Annotated in this window: 21 protein-coding genes and 1 tRNA gene; 10 read left to right on the top strand and 12 right to left on the bottom strand. The window is 42.3% G+C overall.

Annotated features, from left to right (window positions below):
* Nucleotides 1–122 precede the first annotated feature (122 nt).
* Together BLT07_RS14150 and BLT07_RS14145 are read left to right on the top strand one after the other, a co-directional pair.
* Nucleotides 123–815, top strand: coding sequence for an SDR family NAD(P)-dependent oxidoreductase (locus BLT07_RS14150; protein WP_091870066.1), 693 nt, complete (start codon nucleotides 123–125; stop codon nucleotides 813–815).
* Between the two features lie 94 nt (nucleotides 816–909).
* Entirely contained in the window at nucleotides 910–2,220 is a 1,311-nt protein-coding gene (locus BLT07_RS14145) for a cryptochrome/photolyase family protein (protein ID WP_091870063.1), read from the top strand.
* A 154-nt stretch (nucleotides 2,221–2,374) separates the two neighbouring features.
* Here the strand turns inward: BLT07_RS14145 and BLT07_RS14140 are convergent, their stop codons facing one another.
* On the bottom strand, nucleotides 2,375–3,424 hold the full coding sequence (locus BLT07_RS14140) for a DUF6340 family protein (protein WP_091870060.1): 1,050 nt from the start codon (nucleotides 3,422–3,424) through the stop codon (nucleotides 2,375–2,377).
* A gap of 160 nt (nucleotides 3,425–3,584) precedes the next feature.
* Between BLT07_RS14140 and BLT07_RS14135 the strand changes: the two genes are divergently transcribed.
* Together BLT07_RS14135 and BLT07_RS14130 are read left to right on the top strand one after the other, a co-directional pair.
* Complete coding sequence (locus BLT07_RS14135; RefSeq protein WP_091870057.1) at nucleotides 3,585–3,782, top strand: VOC family protein; 198 nt, start codon at nucleotides 3,585–3,587, stop codon at nucleotides 3,780–3,782.
* A 72-nt stretch (nucleotides 3,783–3,854) separates the two neighbouring features.
* A complete protein-coding gene (locus BLT07_RS14130; protein ID WP_091870055.1) occupies nucleotides 3,855–4,040 on the top strand; it encodes a VOC family protein in 186 nt (61 codons plus the stop codon).
* A 66-nt stretch (nucleotides 4,041–4,106) separates the two neighbouring features.
* Here the strand turns inward: BLT07_RS14130 and BLT07_RS14125 are convergent, their stop codons facing one another.
* From BLT07_RS14125 to BLT07_RS14110, 4 genes are all read right to left on the bottom strand, one after another.
* The gene (locus BLT07_RS14125) at nucleotides 4,107–4,505 is read right to left on the bottom strand and encodes a DUF7009 family protein (protein WP_091870052.1); all 399 of its coding nucleotides are present in this window, start codon (nucleotides 4,503–4,505) and stop codon (nucleotides 4,107–4,109) included.
* A gap of 284 nt (nucleotides 4,506–4,789) precedes the next feature.
* Nucleotides 4,790–6,097: a UDP-N-acetylglucosamine 1-carboxyvinyltransferase gene (gene murA, locus BLT07_RS14120; protein WP_091870049.1), complete on the bottom strand. Its 1,308-nt coding sequence runs from the start codon at nucleotides 6,095–6,097 to the stop codon at nucleotides 4,790–4,792.
* 30 nt (nucleotides 6,098–6,127) lie between these two features.
* Nucleotides 6,128–6,790 (bottom strand): DUF4290 domain-containing protein, encoded by a 663-nt coding sequence (locus tag BLT07_RS14115; RefSeq protein ID WP_091870046.1) that lies wholly within the window; start codon nucleotides 6,788–6,790, stop codon nucleotides 6,128–6,130.
* A 199-nt stretch (nucleotides 6,791–6,989) separates the two neighbouring features.
* Nucleotides 6,990–7,277: a DUF493 family protein gene (locus tag BLT07_RS14110; RefSeq protein ID WP_091870044.1), complete on the bottom strand. Its 288-nt coding sequence runs from the start codon at nucleotides 7,275–7,277 to the stop codon at nucleotides 6,990–6,992.
* 219 nt (nucleotides 7,278–7,496) lie between these two features.
* Between BLT07_RS14110 and BLT07_RS14105 the strand changes: the two genes are divergently transcribed.
* From BLT07_RS14105 to BLT07_RS14085, 5 genes are all read left to right on the top strand, one after another.
* A complete protein-coding gene (locus tag BLT07_RS14105; protein WP_245726558.1) occupies nucleotides 7,497–8,060 on the top strand; it encodes an AAA family ATPase in 564 nt (187 codons plus the stop codon).
* Nucleotides 8,060–9,958 (top strand): RecQ family ATP-dependent DNA helicase, encoded by a 1,899-nt coding sequence (locus BLT07_RS14100; RefSeq protein ID WP_091870039.1) that lies wholly within the window; start codon nucleotides 8,060–8,062, stop codon nucleotides 9,956–9,958. The genes BLT07_RS14105 and BLT07_RS14100 overlap by 1 nt, the downstream gene beginning before the upstream one ends.
* Nucleotides 9,959–10,042: 84 nt before the next feature.
* A complete protein-coding gene (fmt, locus tag BLT07_RS14095) occupies nucleotides 10,043–10,990 on the top strand; it encodes a methionyl-tRNA formyltransferase (RefSeq protein WP_091870036.1) in 948 nt (315 codons plus the stop codon).
* Nucleotides 10,991–11,165: 175 nt separating this feature from the next.
* Nucleotides 11,166–11,438: an HU family DNA-binding protein gene (locus BLT07_RS21745; RefSeq protein ID WP_091870995.1), complete on the top strand. Its 273-nt coding sequence runs from the start codon at nucleotides 11,166–11,168 to the stop codon at nucleotides 11,436–11,438.
* Nucleotides 11,439–11,552: 114 nt separating this feature from the next.
* Complete coding sequence (locus tag BLT07_RS14085) at nucleotides 11,553–12,113, top strand: YqgE/AlgH family protein (RefSeq protein ID WP_091870033.1); 561 nt, start codon at nucleotides 11,553–11,555, stop codon at nucleotides 12,111–12,113.
* Nucleotides 12,114–12,117: 4 nt separating this feature from the next.
* Here BLT07_RS14085 and BLT07_RS14080 read toward each other — a convergent pair whose 3' ends face one another.
* Both BLT07_RS14080 and BLT07_RS14075 read right to left on the bottom strand, forming a co-directional pair.
* On the bottom strand, nucleotides 12,118–12,963 hold the full coding sequence (locus BLT07_RS14080; protein ID WP_091870031.1) for an aminotransferase class IV: 846 nt from the start codon (nucleotides 12,961–12,963) through the stop codon (nucleotides 12,118–12,120).
* Nucleotides 12,964–13,164: 201 nt separating this feature from the next.
* Nucleotides 13,165–13,548, bottom strand: coding sequence for an START-like domain-containing protein (locus BLT07_RS14075; RefSeq protein WP_091870028.1), 384 nt, complete (start codon nucleotides 13,546–13,548; stop codon nucleotides 13,165–13,167).
* 135 nt (nucleotides 13,549–13,683) lie between these two features.
* Between BLT07_RS14075 and BLT07_RS14070 the strand changes: the two genes are divergently transcribed.
* Nucleotides 13,684–13,760 (top strand) — tRNA-Met (locus BLT07_RS14070).
* A gap of 297 nt (nucleotides 13,761–14,057) precedes the next feature.
* On the opposite strand, the gene BLT07_RS14065 is transcribed toward BLT07_RS14070, so the two are convergent.
* From BLT07_RS14065 to BLT07_RS14045, 5 genes are all read right to left on the bottom strand, one after another.
* Complete coding sequence (locus BLT07_RS14065; protein WP_091870025.1) at nucleotides 14,058–14,282, bottom strand: hypothetical protein; 225 nt, start codon at nucleotides 14,280–14,282, stop codon at nucleotides 14,058–14,060.
* Between the two features lie 361 nt (nucleotides 14,283–14,643).
* Entirely contained in the window at nucleotides 14,644–15,423 is a 780-nt protein-coding gene (locus BLT07_RS14060; protein WP_091870022.1) for a PRTRC system ThiF family protein, read from the bottom strand.
* A 99-nt stretch (nucleotides 15,424–15,522) separates the two neighbouring features.
* The gene (locus BLT07_RS14055; RefSeq protein WP_091870019.1) at nucleotides 15,523–17,352 is read right to left on the bottom strand and encodes an arylsulfatase; all 1,830 of its coding nucleotides are present in this window, start codon (nucleotides 17,350–17,352) and stop codon (nucleotides 15,523–15,525) included.
* 177 nt (nucleotides 17,353–17,529) lie between these two features.
* Nucleotides 17,530–18,264 carry a sulfatase-like hydrolase/transferase gene (locus tag BLT07_RS14050; protein ID WP_175455334.1) on the bottom strand — a complete coding sequence of 245 codons (735 nt, stop codon included), beginning with the start codon at nucleotides 18,262–18,264 and terminating at the stop codon, nucleotides 17,530–17,532.
* Nucleotides 18,251–18,643, bottom strand: coding sequence for a sigma-70 family RNA polymerase sigma factor (locus BLT07_RS14045; protein ID WP_091870014.1), 393 nt, complete (start codon nucleotides 18,641–18,643; stop codon nucleotides 18,251–18,253). The genes BLT07_RS14050 and BLT07_RS14045 overlap by 14 nt, the downstream gene beginning before the upstream one ends.
* Nucleotides 18,644–18,703: the final 60 nt, after the last annotated feature.

Below are 18,703 nucleotides of genomic sequence, written 5' to 3'. Positions count from 1 at the left end.
ATTGAAAATTATCAACTCCTAAATAACCTGTACCTACGCAATACCCTTCTCACCTAACTCATAAACGTGGGAACCTGCCCAACGAGCACTCACTAACTTTTGTAAACTCATAAAACTGATACATGAAAAAGAACATATTATTAATCGGCGGATCACACGGCATAGGACTTTCCTTGGCGAAACAGTTACTTGAAAATCATAAAGTCTATATCGCTTCCCGCACGAATGATGACCTTGAAAGTCTGGATGTCGAATACATCAAATTTGATGCTACCTCCGACGAACTGGACACCTCTTCCCTACCCGACGAGCTGCATGGGTTTGTATATTGCCCCGGAAATATCAATCTGAAACCCTTTAAAATGATGAGCATGGACACCTTTGAAGAGGACATGCAACTCAATTTTTTTGGGATGGTCAAAGTCCTTAAGGGAATCTTGCCCAAAATGGCGGATGGTGGCAGTATAGTTCTTTTTAGTACCGTCGCAGTAGGTGTTGGGATGCCTTTCCATACCAGTGTAGCTGCTGCCAAGGGCGCAATCGAAGGCTTTGCCAAGTCATTGGCCGCAGAATATGCACCGAAATTAAGGGTTAATGTGATCGCGCCCTCATTAGTGGATACGCCGCTTGCCGAACGCTTGCTGAACAATGATAAAAAGAAAGAGAAAATGGCGGAAAGACATCCCTTGAAACGGGTTGGTGAAGCGAAAGATATTGCCGATATTGCCCAATTTTTACTCAGCGATAACAGCACTTGGATGACCGGACAGATTATCGGTGTCGATGGCGGAATGTCTACGTTGAACATTAGCTAAGCGCATAGCGCCGTGCGCCCATGAATTCGACCGATTTCAAAAAAAAATGTATTAAAGCGTATGGCGTTCGGCGTCATGCGTATAGCAACAAGACATGAACAATAAAATATCTATTTTTTGGTTCCGAAGGGATTTACGTCTAGATGATAACGTCGGTTTTCTGGCGGCGCTTAAGGGTGATTTTCCTGTGCTGCCCGTTTTTATTTTTGACACCGAGATTTTAGAAAAACTGCCCAAAGATGACGCACGGGTCACCTTTATCTACAATACACTTCAGGGTATGCGCGACCAACTTCAGAAAGAGCAGGGTAGTTCGCTAGCCTTATTTCACGGGAAACCGGTAGCCATTTTCGAAGGTTTACTCAACGAATATGAGGTTCAAGAGGTCTATACCAATCATGATTATGAACCCTACGCCAAAGATCGGGATAAAAAAATCGGGGAATTTTTGACGAACAAAAACGTCGAATTCAAAACCTTTAAAGATCAGGTAATTTTTGAAAAAGATGAAGTGGTCAAAAACGATGGAGACCCATATGTCGTATATACTCCTTATAAAAACAAATGGAAAGAACATTTCGATGCCGACACCCATTTGACCATACACTATACGAGCCAGTATCTCAACAATCTGATCGAGCATTCCCGCTTGCCCAACCTGTCTTTATCGGATATGGGTTTCGAAACCTCATCCATAAAAGTCCCGGAGTACACCGTTACACCCACCTTAATCGATAATTATGAAAAGACCCGGAATTTTCCCGCCAAGGAAAACGGGACTTCCCGACTGGGTCCTCATTTGCGATTTGGTACCGTATCGGTTCGTAAAATGATGAAAAAGGCCATTGGTGAGAAAAACGAGGTGTTTTGGAGCGAGTTGATCTGGCGCGAGTTTTTTATGCAGATTCTCTGGCATTTTCCCCGAACCGCAAATGAGGCCTTCCGAAAAAAATACGACCGTATCGAATGGCGTAACGATGAGCAGGAATTCGAAAAATGGAAAAAGGGCGAAACGGGATTCAAACTGGTCGATGCCGGTATTCGCGAACTCAACCGATCTGGTTATATGCATAATCGCGTACGCATGTTAGTTGCCAGTTTTCTCTGCAAACATTTGTTGATCGACTGGCGCTGGGGCGAGACTTATTTCGCCGAAAAATTGTTGGATTACGAAATGAGCAGCAACGTCGGTAATTGGCAATGGGCCGCCGGAAGTGGTGTTGATGCCGCTCCCTATTTCCGCATATTTAACCCGATGACGCAAGTTGACAAGTTCGATAAAGATCGAAAGTATATATCGAAATGGGTGCCCGAACATGACCAAGAATCCTATCCGGATAAGATGGTGGACCATAAAGAGGCACGGGAACGTTGTCTAAAGGTTTACAAGGAAGCCGTGAGCTAATCCCTAAATTCCAAATCTTTTATACTCAACCTAAGTCTTAAGCGGGCTGAATATAGTCAGAAACCAACATTACCCCCAAAATTTCTGAGCTGAATTTCATACTCTCCGTATTGAGCATCTAATATTCATTACCCCTCATTCAACCCAACGCGCTCTATCGCGATAATTGCTGGTTTAGCAACCGTTCTTCTGCCATTCGGTTCCGAAGAATATTTACATACCGTAATCCATCTTTATTTCTGTAATCCGAATACGATTTAGATGCCCACTCCACCGCTCTTTCCAAATCGCCGTTGATTTCATTGATGATGGCCATATTGTAATGGGCGCGCCCGGCAACCTTTTCCTTTTTGTTGTCCAACTCCTTTTCCCAAAGATCCGCCGCTCCTTCCCAATCATCAGTTTGGGCCCTACGCTGTGCCATCTTGAAATTATTCGTGCCCCTAACAAAATAGTTTCTTGAAATACGCTTTCGTAGTGGTCGCACATCCAATCCGTAGAAATTCCCTAGATTGGAGCTTACCTGCATAACGCTCTCTTTTCGACCAATAACCGCTTCTATGGCCTTGACCGGATTTATTCCCTGCCCAACGGATACAATTCTGTCGTTCGAAACAAATTCGTCTAGCAGCCTTTTATCTTTTGGATCATAGACACGCCATCCATTTTTAATCAAAGTGTTCAGGGTGACCTTATGCCCGGGAAGCGATACGTCGATACCCAATTGATTTGGAACGGGAACCATGGCCATTTCATAATCGACCTCAGTATCCGTATCATAAAATTCTAAGGAGAATAAGACATCCACATGGAATTCCTCACAAATTTGTTGTACATCCTCCCATTTAAGGGCGGCGGGGAACACGCCAAGTCCCTTTCGCTGTACCCAGATACTGTCGATCATGCGAATTGATTCGAACCTGTCATTTTGTGATAGCTCGTCGAACAGCCCTAATACGGCAGATTCAGCACCTTCCTTATCCAAATTAATCCCTTCCAACGAAAGTATTTTATCAATTTTATCGATGTTTTGGTTGGCATCCGATGGTAAGCTGCGATTGATAATTCCGATTTTCACGATCTCAGAGGGTATAGAAATCCGAGCGGGTTCTACCGCACTCATGGTCAATCTATTCGTTGAACTGCAAGAGAAGAAAACTACTGAAAGACATAGGACAATGATAAGCCCTTTAAAATTTTTCATAAAATGAGGTTTGGTTCGCTGTCGGTCGATTTGGATTATGGCCAACGCCTTGATACTAAACAGCTACTATGGTATTTATATTGTTCAATACCTGTCAAATAATGCAAAAGGTTTTTTTATTATCTTCCTCCTCTTTAAAAAACACCCCTAAAACATGCCGATGAAATCACACTTGAAAATATTGGTATTGCTAACTGCGACCGCAAACTGCCTATTGACCCAAGCCCAATCCTTCGATTTTCAGTTCGACCATTTCGCTATAGTCGTTGACAATGTAGATAAAAGTGCGGAATTCTATGCTAGCGTCCTGAATTTAGAAGAAATGCCCCACCCTGATAAAACACCGGGATTTCGTTGATTCATGATAAACGACAATACCCAGAATCATCTCATCTAAAAAGAATTCGCACCTTTTAAAAAAAATAAGTCCATGCATCTGGCCTTGGCTACACAGGATTTGGGTGGACTTAGTGCCCATTTAAAAACCAAAAATGTTATTTTCGACGACTGGACGGGGAAGAAGAACACGATTAAACACCGTTCTGACGGGGTGGACCAAATTTATATACAGGATCCGGATGGCTATTGGATAGAAATCAATACGGCGACTCATTGAGCGGTAAACTCCAAAGGTACCCATCTCCAAGTTTCGGAATTGGCGCGAAACTCTTAAAGAATATTTTTATTCGGGATTGAAAACTTTCGAATCGATGTTTTCCTGACCTCTCGGATTGGGGTAATTATCGGATTCGTCTTCCGTCCGATTATCCAAACAGACAAAATCTTTTTCCAATGTCAGCTCCAGTTTCTGGCCGTTATTCAGAATCTGGGTATGGTAAAATCCCACTCGGTCATTAGTATACCAATCGCTTAGGGCATCCTTGGGAACGAACAGCATTATGCCGTGATCAAAGAACGATGCGTGTAAACTATCATAATCGTTGGAAGCCTTCACGCCATATATAAATTGTGCTTCGTTGAATTGCGTTTTTTCCGTTACCCTATCTTTCTCACAAATAGTCTTTACCTCGGTTTGGGTCAATCGAAAGCGAACAGAGTTTCCCTTTATCCTGATTTTCATACTGCTATTTTATTATTGCATTTCCATTTGAAAATCGAAGAATGAGTTAAGATTTTTGGACATGCATCGCCAACTACCTCATATAAGCAACTTTGGATTTTCTACGATCATTTAATTTGCGCCTATAGGGCAAAGCAGGCTTATACACAAAGGAAGGAAACTAAACGCAATATTCAAATATTTATTAACAGCGGTTAGACCTCTGGAAGAAGGGTTCGAAAAAATCTGTGAAAAACCCAATCTTAGACTAGAATCAATATAACCTAATACGGTTGAAAGCTTTTTTAAACCCTAGAAATCTTAGCCCCGATAGCCCTCAAGCGTGTATCAATATCTTGATAACCTCGATCGATCTGCTCAATGTTATGAATGGTAGAAGTGCCTTTTGCGGATAACGCCGCAATCAACAATGAAATTCCTGCCCTGATATCGGGTGAGGTCATTGTAGTGGCTTTTAAAGTGGACTTAAAATCATGCCCGATGACCACGGCGCGGTGCGGATCGCATAAAATAATCTTTGCTCCCATATCGATCAACTTATCCACAAAGAACAAACGGCTTTCGAACATTTTTTGATGAATGAGCACTTCGCCTTTGGATTGTGTGGCCATAACCAAGATAATACTCAATAAATCGGGAGTGAGTCCCGGCCATGGGGCATCGGCAATGCTCAAGATTGAGCCATCGATATACTTCTGTATTTTATAGCCGTCGGTATGTTTGGGGATAAAAATATCTTCCCCCTTGCGTTCCAGTTGTATCCCTAATTTTCGGAATACCTCGGGAATCTGTCCCAAATCGTCCCAGCTTACATTTTTAATGGTCAGTTCACTTTTGGTCATAGCCGCAAGACCGATCCAACTGCCGATTTCGATCATATCGGGAAGCATGGTATGGTCCGTTCCCCCAAGTTCGGTTACCCCTTCTATTTCCAATAGATTGGAGCCTACTCCCGAAATTTTAGCGCCCATGCGATTGAGCATTTTACACAATTGTTGCAAATAAGGCTCGCAAGCCGCATTATAGATCGTGGTTTTTCCTTCGGCCCTAACAGCGGCCATGACGATGTTCGCCGTTCCGGTCACCGACGCCTCATCGAGCAACATATAGGCACCCTTGAGTTTTTTTGCCTCGACACCGTAGAAATGTTCTTCTTTATTATATCTGAACTTGGCGCCAAGTTTAATAAAGCCTTCGAAATGGGTATCCAATCTACGGCGGCCAATCTTGTCTCCACCGGGTTTTGGAATGTAACCCTTCCCGAATCGGGCCAATAGCGGACCGACCAACATGATAGAGCCCCGAAGTTCGCGGCCATCCTTTTTGAACTGCGCGGATTGCAAATAATCCATATTAACGGCATCGGCCTTGAAAGTGTACGATCCCTTGGACTTTTTTTGGACCTTTACTCCCAAATCTTCCAAAATGGAAATCAATTTATTGACGTCGACAATATCGGGAATGTTATTGATGGTGACCTCTTCGGCTGTAAGCAGTACCGCGCAAAGAATTTGTAAGGCTTCGTTCTTGGCTCCCTGAGGCGTAATCTCTCCGGAGAGTGGGTGGCCGCCCTCTATTTTAAAAGTGCCCATGATACGTGGTGAATTGTAGGTTGATTGCTATTAATAACGCTTTTTACCGCGATTATTGTTATTACTACGTGAATTTTTCTTCCCGTTGCTGCTGCGTGAGGACTTCGTTGGCGTTCGTTTGTTCAAGAACTGTCCGCTATCCGTGAGGGTTTCGTCCTCAGCGGCCATGTCGATCTGACCGTCGCTCAGTTCGTAAAGGTGTTTAAAAATTGCCTTGTCATCGACCATGTCCTTATTCCAGTTCAGGTAACACTTTTTCATGTGGTTGGCAATGGCATATTCAAGTCCCTCGCGCTTATCCCCTTTTTCCCAACTTACGGCCACATCGATCATTCGCTTGATGTTGTTGCCATAAAAACGATATTTAGGATGATTTTGTGGATATTCCAGAGCCTCGGGCCGTTGCTGCAAGACTTCCTTACTCGTAATGGGGAAAGGTGATTTTACATCCAATTTAAAATCGGACATAATAAACAACTGGTCCCAAAGTTTGTGCTGAAAATCAGGCACATCGCGCAGGTGGGGTTGTAAATTACCCATTACGGCAACTATGGATTGTGCAACGCGGTTTCGTTCTTCTTCGTCTTCGATGGACACGGCGTGATCTACCATTTTTTGAAAATGGCGCCCGTATTCGGGAATAATCAGGTGTGACCGCTCGGTATTGTACTCAAGGTTTTCTACTAAATTCAAATTGAAGTGTTTTGCTTAAAAATAAAAGAGAAGTATCGAACTCCTAGCGAGTTCTTTAATAACGCACGCAAATTAATAAAATTATGGCTGAAATGCTATTTCCTTGTATTATTTGTGATGGAATGGGTGGTTTGCCACTATGTACTTGCTTGAGTTTGTATGTAATATTGAAGTTTGGGCTTGGGCTTGGGCTTCTCTTTTATAAGGAAATAATTCCTTCAATCTCCCCTACTTCCTTATATTTATCAATGACCTGTTTCGGGTTTTTGAGGTTGACCGTGATGGACACGCTGGTATACTTTCCTTTTTTGGATTGTTTCGATTCGATGACAGCACCGGTATTATCAAAGATCGAATGGATCTTCTCAATCTTTGACGGATCGCTTTCCACAATGAATTTATAGAGATAATCCGACGGCCAGTCCGTACTTTCCGCTAACTGTTCTTGTAATCGTTTGTAGAATTCTTCGGGATTTTTGGTATCCATACTTTTTCTTTTCGACAAAGATAATGAACTCCCGATTGTGATATGCATCAATTCGAATACACTCTGGTTCAAAGGAACCTAGAGGAGGTGGATTGTTATGATTTATTAGGATTCTATCCGTATAAACTAGCTCGATCTGCCTACCTGCAGGGGGGGGTCAGGCTCATCAGCGTTCAATTTGTCGGGAATCCGTATTTTTGTTATGGTAAAAACTTTCTATTGAATACAAAAAAAATAGTGATAACCGGCGGCCCAAGTACCGGAAAAACCTCGGTGATCCTCGAGTTGGAAAAAAGAGGGTGCTTTTGTATCCCTGAACTCGTACGTAGCCTGACGGTGGCCGAGGCAGCTGCCAAAAATATGGAGTCGATTATGGTTAATCCCATTCTATCGGTAAAAGATCCCGTGGAATTCAATAACAAACTGCTAAAGGGTAGAATCGCACAGTACCGATCCGTAGAAAAAATGGAAGAAAAGATGGTTTTCTTTGATCGTGGCATTCCCGATGTACATGCGTATATGACGTGTTTCGGACAAGAGTATACGGATGTTTTCGAACATCCTGCACACAACTTTCGCTATGATCAGGTTTTGCTCATGCCCCCTTGGCGCGAAATATATGCTACCGACGCCGAACGTTTTGAATCCTATTCAACATCGGAACGTATTTTTACCGCTTTGGAAAAGACCTATCGAAATTTTGGATACGAAATCACACTTATTCCTAAAGGAAGCGTAATGGAGCGAACGGATTTTATTCTGGACTTGGTAAATCCCAAATAATGCATAAAGATCCTGATAAAATTTTAGAGGAGTTCTGGGGATTTTCCAATTTCAGGGGCTCCCAGAAAAAAGTAATCGATGCCGTCTTGAACCGGCAAGACGTTCTTGCACTTATGCCTACCGGGGGGGGTAAATCTCTTTGTTTTCAAGTACCTGCAATGGCGCAGGATGGTCTATGTATTGTAGTTTCACCCTTGATCGCCCTTATCCATGATCAGATCAACAACCTAAAGGAGAGAGGGATAAAGGCGATGGCCTTGACCGGTGGTATTCCTTTCGACGAGCTTATCACCTTGTTGGACAACTGCCTGTACGGAGGCTACAAGTTCGTATATCTTTCCCCCGAACGCCTGCAACAAGAGGTAGTACAGGATAAAATAAGGCAGATGAACGTCAACCTCGTCGCCATCGATGAGGCGCATTGTATCTCGCAATGGGGCCATGATTTTCGGCCCGCCTATTTGGAATGTGCCAAACTTCGGGAACTCCTTCCCAAAACGCCGATAATCGCCCTTACCGCGACAGCGACCGAACGGGTAGCCAATGACATCATTGATAATCTTGGGTTTACCGAGCCGTTGATCGTAAAAGATTCCTTTTCGAGACCGAACATTGCCTTTGGCGTTCTGTGGTGCGAGGATAAACACTACCGGCTGAAACAACTTTTCGCCAAAACCCGGCAAAGCGGCATCGTTTATGTGCGCACACGCAGGATGACCCAAGATATCGCCCGGTTCCTCAAAGCAAACGGTTGCAAGGCCGATTTTTTTCATGGAGGCATCGCCAAAAAAGAGAAACAGGAAAAACTGAAGCGCTGGCTGACCGACCAAGTTCAGGTAATGGTGGCCACGAATGCCTTTGGTATGGGGGTTGACAAACCGGATGTGCGCACGGTGGTACACTTTCAAATTCCAGATTGCCTTGAAAACTACTACCAAGAGGCCGGAAGGGCCGGAAGGGATGGTGCCCCCGCAAAAGCCATACTCTTGACCAATGCTTCCGATGTTGCCCGGATGCGGCAACAGTTTCTTGGCACCTTGCCCGATGCGGCCTTCCTTAAGAAGGTTTACAATAAGCTCAACAACTATTTTCAGATATCGCTCGGGGAAAGTACCGACGAAATTTTTCAATTCCCTTTCAAGGATTTTGTTGCGGCCTACGGAATGAATTCCTTTCTTACCTACAATGCGTTGCGGGTGCTAGATCAATATTCCGTTATCGCGCTCTCAGAATCATTTTTCAAAAAAACGGAGATTCGGTTTATCGTTTCCCAAAATTCCATTTTTGAATATCTCGAGAAAAATAGCGCTTCCGCACCGATAATTCAGACTATTCTCAGAACTTACGGCGGCATCTTCGATTTTGAGACTAAAATCGACCCATCGTTGATCGCCAAAAAAACCAAGGTTTCCGAAAAGCGGGTATTCTCTGTTTTAGAAAAACTAAAACAGGATGATATCATCGATTATATATTAAAAAAGACCGATCTCGAAATAACTTTCTTGGTACCAAGGGACGATGACCGTACGATAAACGTTTTTGCCAAACAGGTCGAGGAACGTAACCAGATCAAAGTCACAAAAATCGATCAGATGCTCCAATACCTACATACGAACACGGTTTGCAGAAGCAAACAGATCTTAAGCTATTTTGGCGAAAAAAAGATTCAGAATTGTGGTATTTGCGATGTATGCCGAAAAAATCAACAGGCGAAATCGGCTGATTTTAAAACTATATCTTCAGAAATAGCAGTTGTTCTAAAAGAAAAAGGGCGTACTTCAAGAACCCTGATCAACATGGTCGACCATAGTGAACCCGATATATTGAAGACACTACAAATGATGCTTGAAGATGGCCAGATCAAAGTGAATACGAAGAATGAGTATGAAATAGGATAGCCAAGGTGCCAGGCACTCGAGGTTTAATCCTCTACAGAAATAACGATCACTATTTTTATAATCAATACTAAACCATCAGTCCAAATGCGCGATTTACGAATTATCTTCATGGGCACGCCCGAGTTTGCTACGGCTACCCTAGCCAAAATACGGGACGAAGGCTACAAGGTCGTTGGCGTTATAACCGCCCCTGACAGACCTGCGGGAAGGGGTAGACAATTACAGGAATCCGATGTTAAAAAATATGCGATATCCAAAGGTCTTACCGTGCTGCAGCCTACCAACCTGAAAAACGAGGATTTTCTGTCCGAATTAAAGGCTTTGAACGCTAATCTTCAGATTGTGGTGGCCTTCCGGATGCTGCCGAAGGCGGTTTGGGCCATGCCCGAATACGGTACTTTCAACCTTCATGCGTCCCTATTGCCCGACTATAGGGGCGCGGCACCCATCAATTGGTCCATTATCAATGGGGAAACGGAAACCGGTGCGACGACCTTTTTTATCGACGATAAGATTGACACCGGGGAAATCATCCTTCAGGAAAAAACAGCGATAGCAGAAAACGATACCGCCGGCACCTTACACGATCGTTTGATGCATATGGGCGCCAGTCTTGTAGTTAAAACCGTACAACAGATTGAAAAGGGTTCGGTAAGAACCGAAATGCAAAAAAATACATCCTCCCTGAAAATAGCCCATAAAATACATCGGGAAACCTGCGAGATCGATTGGTCGGATTCCCTGGAAGCCATCCATAATAAGATAAGGGGACTAAGCCCCTATCCTACAGCATGGACTACCTTGGTCAACTGCGACGAAAAAATTGCCTTGAAAATTTATGAGGCGTCCAAAGAAAAAATAACCCATCATGAACACATAGGTAAGGTTCTGATCGACAACAAAATGCTGAAAGTTGCCGTCGAAAATGGGTTTATACATCTTCTTGAAATCCAATTACCGGGTAAACGAAAGATGAAAACACAAGACCTGTTGAATGGCTTCAATTTCAAAGAAAATGCCATTGTGACCTAAAGCCCCGCTACCATTGGGCTGCAAGAATCGTAAAAAAAGCCTTACTTTATTAACAAACAACCCGAGTTATCAACAAAAACAGGGATTTACCCCTATTTTACTTGCGTTGACGGCAAATCCGTATAAATTTGTTGAACGTTTAAACGCATTTTTAACAACTTTTAATTTATTTACTATGAACAAAACAGAATTAATCGATGCTATGGCATCAGATGCAGGCATCACAAAAGCCGCAGCAAAAAAAGCATTGGAGTCTTTCTTGGGCAACGTTGAAGGATCTCTTAAAAAAGGAAACCGCGTATCGTTGGTAGGTTTCGGATCATGGTCCGTATCTAAAAGAAACGCAAGGGAAGGCAGAAACCCTTCTACAGGAAAAACGATTCAGATCGCAGCAAAGAACGTAGTAAAGTTCAAAGCAGGTTCTGATTTGGCAAGTTCGGTAAACTAGTAGGTATCATATTATATTTAGAAAGCATCCCGCAATTGCGGGATGCTTTTTTTTAAAAGGTAATTGGTATTTATAGGAATTGTCTTATTTTAGAGCTATGAAGTCCGAAAAACCATGGTCGACCTAAAACCACAAAAGGGCAAACTGCTCATTGCTGAGCCCACCTTGACAGGCGATGTATCGTTCAACCGTTCGGTCGTACTATTGGCCGAACACAGCGATGAGGGTTCGGTAGGCTTTATCTTAAACAAGCCGTTGGACTACCATATCAACGATCTGGTTACCGAAATCGAAATTCCCTTTCAAGTGTACAATGGCGGTCCCGTGGAGCAAGACAATCTATACTTTATCCATAAAGTGCCGGATTTGATATCCAACAGTATTGAAATATCCGATGGTATCTATTGGGGCGGCGATTTTGAAAACCTTATAGACCTTATCAATAAAGGGATTATATCCGAAGGGGATATCCGATTCTTTTTGGGATACTCAGGTTGGTCATCGTTGCAATTAGATCAAGAACTTTTGTCAAAATCGTGGGTCGTGGTCAAAAACGATTACGAAAGCGCCATCATCCATAAATCTTCAGATGCCTTTTGGAAAGAAAAGATGATGGAGCTTGGGGGTAATTATCTGCTTTGGTCGAATGCTCCTGAAAATCCGAATTTGAACTGAATTTTTACCCCAACCGTGCCACCGCGTTCAGCTTACCCAACAAATTCTTTGCGGTCACATTACCGAATTCCTTTTTGCGATATTTTGTAATGGGCCGAATTCCGATAATACTATTCGTAATGAAAAGCTCGTCAGCCTTTTGGAGTTCGAAGGGCGAAATGGAGTTTTCCTCTAGTTCATAACCTTCCAATTTGTTAATTATTTCCATCAATTTTTTACGGATGATTCCGTTTAGGCAGCCATCTTTCAATGGAGCGGTTTTTACAGTGTTCCCTTTGACCAAAAAGAGGTTGCCGTTCAAGGCTTCGACCACCTGTTTATTTGTATTGATTAGCAAACAGTTATCGTAATCGTTTTCTTGTGCGAAGATACTACCGACCACATTGATAATCTTATTATTGGTTTTTAAGGTGGATAGCATATCGGGATTCACGTAAAAATCTTTGAAAAGTTCTACCTCGTAGCGATTATCCTCTAAAACATAAAAAGGATTTTGTAAGGCTTTGGCCTCGATGATATAGGATATCACATTAGTTTCGGGTAGATAAAGTCCACCATCACTTCTGAAGACAGTAAGGCGGATGCGGGCCGCACTTTGGTCCAAATCATTGGCAAGGATGACCCCAAGAATATTTTCTTCGAGAAATTCCATGGTAAAATCCATCGGAATTTCCATACGTAGCATGCGCATCGAAGCCATCAGGCGAAGGTAGTGGTCTTCCCAGAAAAATAACTTTCCACTGACCGCCCGCATCGATTCGAAAAGCGAATCGCCATAGCGTAATCCCCGATTTTGGTGGTCTAAAAATGTTTCGGTAGTGGGGAGAAGCTCCCCGTTGAAATTGACCATAAGGTAGCAGTCAGTAGGATGTAATCAGTTAAGAAGTAATCAGTTAAGAGGTATTCAGTTAAGACGTAATCAGTAGGCAAAAGTCATAATTGGAAAACCGTGCTTTTGAGGAACTCATATACCCCTACACTTTTTGAAAACTGAAAATATAAGGTGGTAACCGATCGAGATACGTAAAATCGGGACTTCGAATACAACCCATCATTTCGACCCTAACACCTGCTTCAGATCCGAAACCTGGTTGGTCCATAACATTTTCGATTCCTCTACCTCGTCTTCGTCCGCGAAATCGGTGATAAAAAGGGATACGTCTTTGGTAATTTCGTCAACGATAATTTTCATTTCAAAGAAAGAACCATCTTCAGATTCTTCCCAAGCGAACTTTACAAATTCATCGCTCTTGCGCTTCAGCAATTTTGCTTCTTCTTCAGAACCGTCCCAAATAAACGTAAACTTTTCGCCACGGGAGTTCACGTTATCGGCGAACCATTCTGAAAGTCCAGATGGGGTAGATAAATACTGATATAGTAACTGCGGTGATGACTGTATTACGAATTCAAGTTGAAATTTTATTTTATCGTCCATTTGGGATATTTTCTTTCGGGCAATATATAGATTTCCCCATGATAAAAAAACAAAAGCGAAAGAATCTTTTTAGGAAAGGATTTTTGAAGAAGCGAAAATTAAATTCTATATTTGCAGCCGTTTTAAAAACGCGATGGCGTGGTAGCTCAGCTGGTTAGAGCGTCGGATTCATAACCCGGAGGCCGGGGGTTCAAGTCCCCCTCACGCTACCATTAAATACGGGGCCTTCAAGAAATTGGAGGCCTTTTTTTATTCGTAGGTAAAACATAGGTAAAACATTATGTAGTTTTCCTTATCAATCCAACTTTGCTTAAAAAATTGTAAGACTACCTTGGTTAAAGCAGAAATCAGGGACATTTTCCCACCGACCTATCTTTTCATTTATATCTACCTCACTATTGGAATTAAAATTTATGATTGAATTTGCCTGAATGATTCCCTATAAATAAAAGGAACTTGTGACCTTATCCACTTCTTTACTCTTAAAATGTGTTCCATTGCCTTTTGTTTTATTTCATTATCGATAATAGATTTGGCTTCCTCGACCATATCCATTTTGCCCAAATCACCATAATAACCACAACAACTATCCAAAATGTTCCCATGTGTGTCGTTATGGTATATCCGAAAACATTGCCCCTTTGATAGTCATCGTACAATTGAACATTACCTACAACTATTTCTTCCAATTCGTCGGCAGTTTTGTCGCCTTCATTTAAGCCCCATTGTTTCATTGTCGGTCTATCTATAAAAGCAAATCCGATTTGACCGCTATCCCACCGACAACCGAATGGACTGGATTTAATGGTTATACCGACATGATCGTACAAATAGACCGGCAATAGTACCAATGGACTCTATTCATCTTCAATCGCTTCTTTCACCACATTCCAATGCTCAAATTCATCGGTATCGAAATCGGTGTCGTTTTGCAAATCATATCGTCTATGATGTAGACAAAATAATACGTGGCCGTCCCAATCATTTAACAGGTTTTGAGGGTAATCTTCCCGTTCTATTTCAATTTTATACCCTTGTAGTTTAGTCTTTCCATAATCGAATTCTATTTTATTCCCTTAACTTTTATCTTGAAACTCAAATACTGATAGAGCTTACTTTACCCGATTCCAAATTCACAAATGCGCCATGTTTTTTGATTAGTTTATGGTAAAGCAACCGAAACAAACAATCAGAAGCATGGGCAACCAACACATCGTTAATAAACAATGATTGCTCGTTCAACTTATCGGAGTAAGCACATCCCGCTCCCTGCAGAATAGGTGTATCTTGCGCATCCAGATCGGGGAAAAAGTCGATAATGTTTTTCAAGTTGTCCACCAATTCAAAATCCTCCCCATCAATGTTTCTTTCTTCCTTGAACAACGTTCCCAAAACGAACTGCCCTGTATCCCTACTGTTTCCAATATCCAACCAATAGAACATGGTTTGATATTCAGAACCTTTGAAAGGAAAATGAAGCGATTTTGACAATAGCGTTCTAAATCGTGCATTATCTACGCAAGTAATTATGATGTTCGCCCTAACATCCTCGCCATCAGGGAGCGAATCCATAGGAATACCATCCCATTGAAGCCCAAAGGCAACGTTTACCTTATTGACGGCATTGACCCCTTTATACTCCCCAATATCACAAAGTGTATATAACTGTCTGCCAACATTGTTTTTTTCAACAACATCGGAATCATAAGCGACTAAATGCAACCCTGGGTGTCCTATCTGGCGTAATGCAAAATCTATACGTGCCAACCTTGCCAACATCAAAGAGCCTGTCCCTCCTACTCCAATGAGCGCAATGGTAATGGGATGCGTTGGGTCGTAGAAGTAATTGGGTGCGAAATGTATCCTAGTTTTCATACAAACTATTTATGGTCATTTGCTTCTTTAGTTGACCCTAAGATTGACGATTTTTCTAATACATAGAGGAAGTCTTGCTGTAAATGATTTTAAATTGGTTTAATCGACGAATTCTACATCGATGTAAAAAGCGTTGCTTGGCGTACCGTCCGTCATATCGAAATATCCCAATAGTTCTGTTTCCCCTTGGCGAACCTCCATCTCAAGTATTGCAGCCTTGGCGGTATTATCCACGTTCACTTCTACCTGCTTTTCTCCTATTTTCAAATGGGCTTTGGTAAAATTCATTGCTTTGCCATTGATTCTGCCATCGGTATACGGTGTGGCCGGTATCTCGTCAAGCACTTCGTCGCCCAAAGCAAGTTCGCTTTCCCGAGGCCATCTGCCCAAATAAAATTTATAGGTTCCTGTTTTTACAAAATTTACAGAAAAGGGTGCCGGTTTCATTGGTTTGCCTTCCCGGATCAATTCTTGGTTCCACGGGGGATAATAATCTGTTGTATGCGCATCATGACAGGTTAGCACATCTGTTCCGCCACTTCCTATATCTATAACCGAATATTTTGTCTCTTTTATAACATCTGTCCACCAGTTTTCGTAAAAGGCATTCATTTTATTGACCCTGTCCGAATTTTGGTCGGCCAGATTCATTTCTTCACCAGGGTCCTTTTCTATATTATAAAGTTCCTTACCATTTACAAGTCGCCAGTTTCCATCCATTACGCTACTTTGTTTTCCTTTAATAGGCCAGGGCACGCGCTGTGTGTCGGTGACCAGCATTCTGTCCGGAATATCATCCGTGCCAAGTAAGTAGCTGCTGATGTCCTTGCCATCCATAGTTTTTACCGGCTTAAAATCGATGTCTGCCAATGCGGCTAGGGTTGGCAGCATGTCTACATGCGCTGTGAGATTCGAAAGTTGTTTTCCACCTCCAATATTCCTATCCGGCCATTTAATAAAAAAAGGTACTCTGTGCCCTCCATCATATTCACTGCCTTTTATACCCCGCATACCTGCGTTATAACCATCAATTTTAACAGTTTTATCATCGACCTTATAGCCTGCCGCCGTACCGTTGTCGGTGGTGAATATTACGATTGTATTTTCTGCAATACCCAAGGTATCAAGTTTTTTCAGGAGTTTGGAAAAATTGTCGTCTATATTGGTAATCATGCCATAAAAACGCTTTTGGGTTTCACTTATAGCCGTTTCATCCTTATACAAACTGTAATATTCCTCTGGCACATTGTACGGTCCGTGGGGCGCATTGAGGCTTAGGTAACAAAAGAAGGGTTCGTCCTTTTTATCGGCTATAAATTTTAGCGCCTCATTAAACCAGACATCCGTACAATAACCCTCGGTTTTTTCCGGGATGCCGTTCCTAAAATAGGTATCGCCAAAATAATCATTGTTCCAATAGTCGGGAGTTTGCCCTACACCGCCACCTCCATGATAAAAAGTCTCATCAAACCCTCTTTCATAGGGGTGAAATGGATGTTCATCCCCTAAATGCCATTTGCCGAACATCGCTGTTTTGTAGCCGTTCTGGTGAAACACATCTGCCATCGTTATTTCGTCCCTATTCAAAATGGAAGCCCCCATAATAGTATGCCATACGCCATTTCTATTACAATTTCTGCCGGTCAATAAACCTGCCCTAGTCGGGGCGCAGGTAGTACCTACATGGTAGTTAGTAAGGGCCACCGCCTCCTTTGAAAAATTGTCGATCGTTGGGGTCTTTATAATTGGATTACCCGTGCTGCCCAAGTCTCCATACCCTTGATCATCCGTTATCACCAGAATTATGTTTGGCCTTGTTTCCGATTTTATGGGTTCTTCTTGTTTTTCTTTACATGAGAACAAAAAAGCCAATGCTACCAGCAGTATAAAACAATACTTGTTCATCGTTCGTTTTGGTACTTTCATCATTACATTATTTTCGTTAGTTAATCATTCTGTCAAATCCAGATGTCGCTTTCGGGTATTCAGGGACTATTTTGTTTCAAGTAATCCCAAACCGATGCATGTTCAAAGTATCGTGGCAACACCCATTCTGTTTGATTCGACCACCTATTTAGAACAACAATTTTAGTATGTTTGCCGTTGCTATTCCAAGTTTTTTCTCATTTCCGCAAAGCAATTTTCAGGAGGGTTTTTGGGTATTGTCTCTTCAAAGGCTTTGAGCTTTTCCATTAGTTCTTTACGTTTTTCCAGGTTTTCAGCGGACAGGTCCTTTTGCTCAGACCAATCGGAAGCAATATTATAAAGTTCGGTTCTTCCCGATGTATTATTCGTCAGCAGTTTCCAGTTGTTTTGCTGCACGGCCGCACTTGGCCAAAAATGGGGTCGATCGCTGGAATAACGCCAATCCCAAAAGATGGGCTTTTGTCGATCAAAGGCCTTCCCTGAAACGGCAGATGCAATGCTCACGCCATCGGGTTCGTAATCCTTGGGAAACGAGGTTCTTGCCAGTTCCAAAAAAGTTGGCAGCAGATCTACGCTGGCCAATTCCGTTGTTTTATCGACCTTTCCAGCGGTTACTTTACCGGGCCAACGCACTAAAAATGGAATTTGAACACCCCCCGCGAAGAGGGAGCGCTTACGCCCTTTGAGTCCCCCTGTTTCACCTACCGAATAATAGGTGCCCAAACCGGGGCCAGTGGAATTATCTTCAGTAACTTTTTTAGTTCCCGTTATTTCCGGTCCATTATCAGAAGAGAAAACAACCAGGGTATTTTCATCGATTCCCAATACTTTTAAGGTGTCGAACAATTCCCCGATTCGGGCATCGTATTCCGAAATTACTGCCGCATACACCTGTTGTTGCTCATTTGAATTCACTGTTATCCAAAAGGTGGACTTCTTCTTCCCATGCAACTTCGTTTCCGGTAATTTTCCAATTTTGGTTTGAATCGAAAAAAGAGTTGGTCTGCTTGATAAATTTTTGTTCTGCACTTATACCGTTTATAGCAGATGATTTGGCCATTTTACGATAAAAATCGATTATTTTATTGTTCAATATCGCAAAAAGCCAGGTTTTGGGTTTACTTTCATTCTTAAAATTTTTGAAGCCCTTTACAGCGGATAAAAAGGTTTCCTGTACCAGGTCTTCGGCTATTTCTTTGGAGGATGTTTTGTGAAAAGCCCAACTGAATAGTTCATCGGCATGCAGATTGAACCATCTTTCAATTGTATTGTCTTTTTCCCGAACGTTTGACATATTATAAAAAATAGTAATAGTAAATTACGAAAAATAAAGCACTGTTAAGCGATGTATTGG

It is taken from the genome of Pricia antarctica, assembly GCF_900101815.1.
GTDB classification, from domain to species: Bacteria; Bacteroidota; Bacteroidia; order Flavobacteriales; family Flavobacteriaceae; genus Pricia; species Pricia antarctica.
The sequence above is the reverse complement of the archived record's forward strand: the minus strand, read 5'-3'. Positions and strand labels throughout refer to the sequence as shown.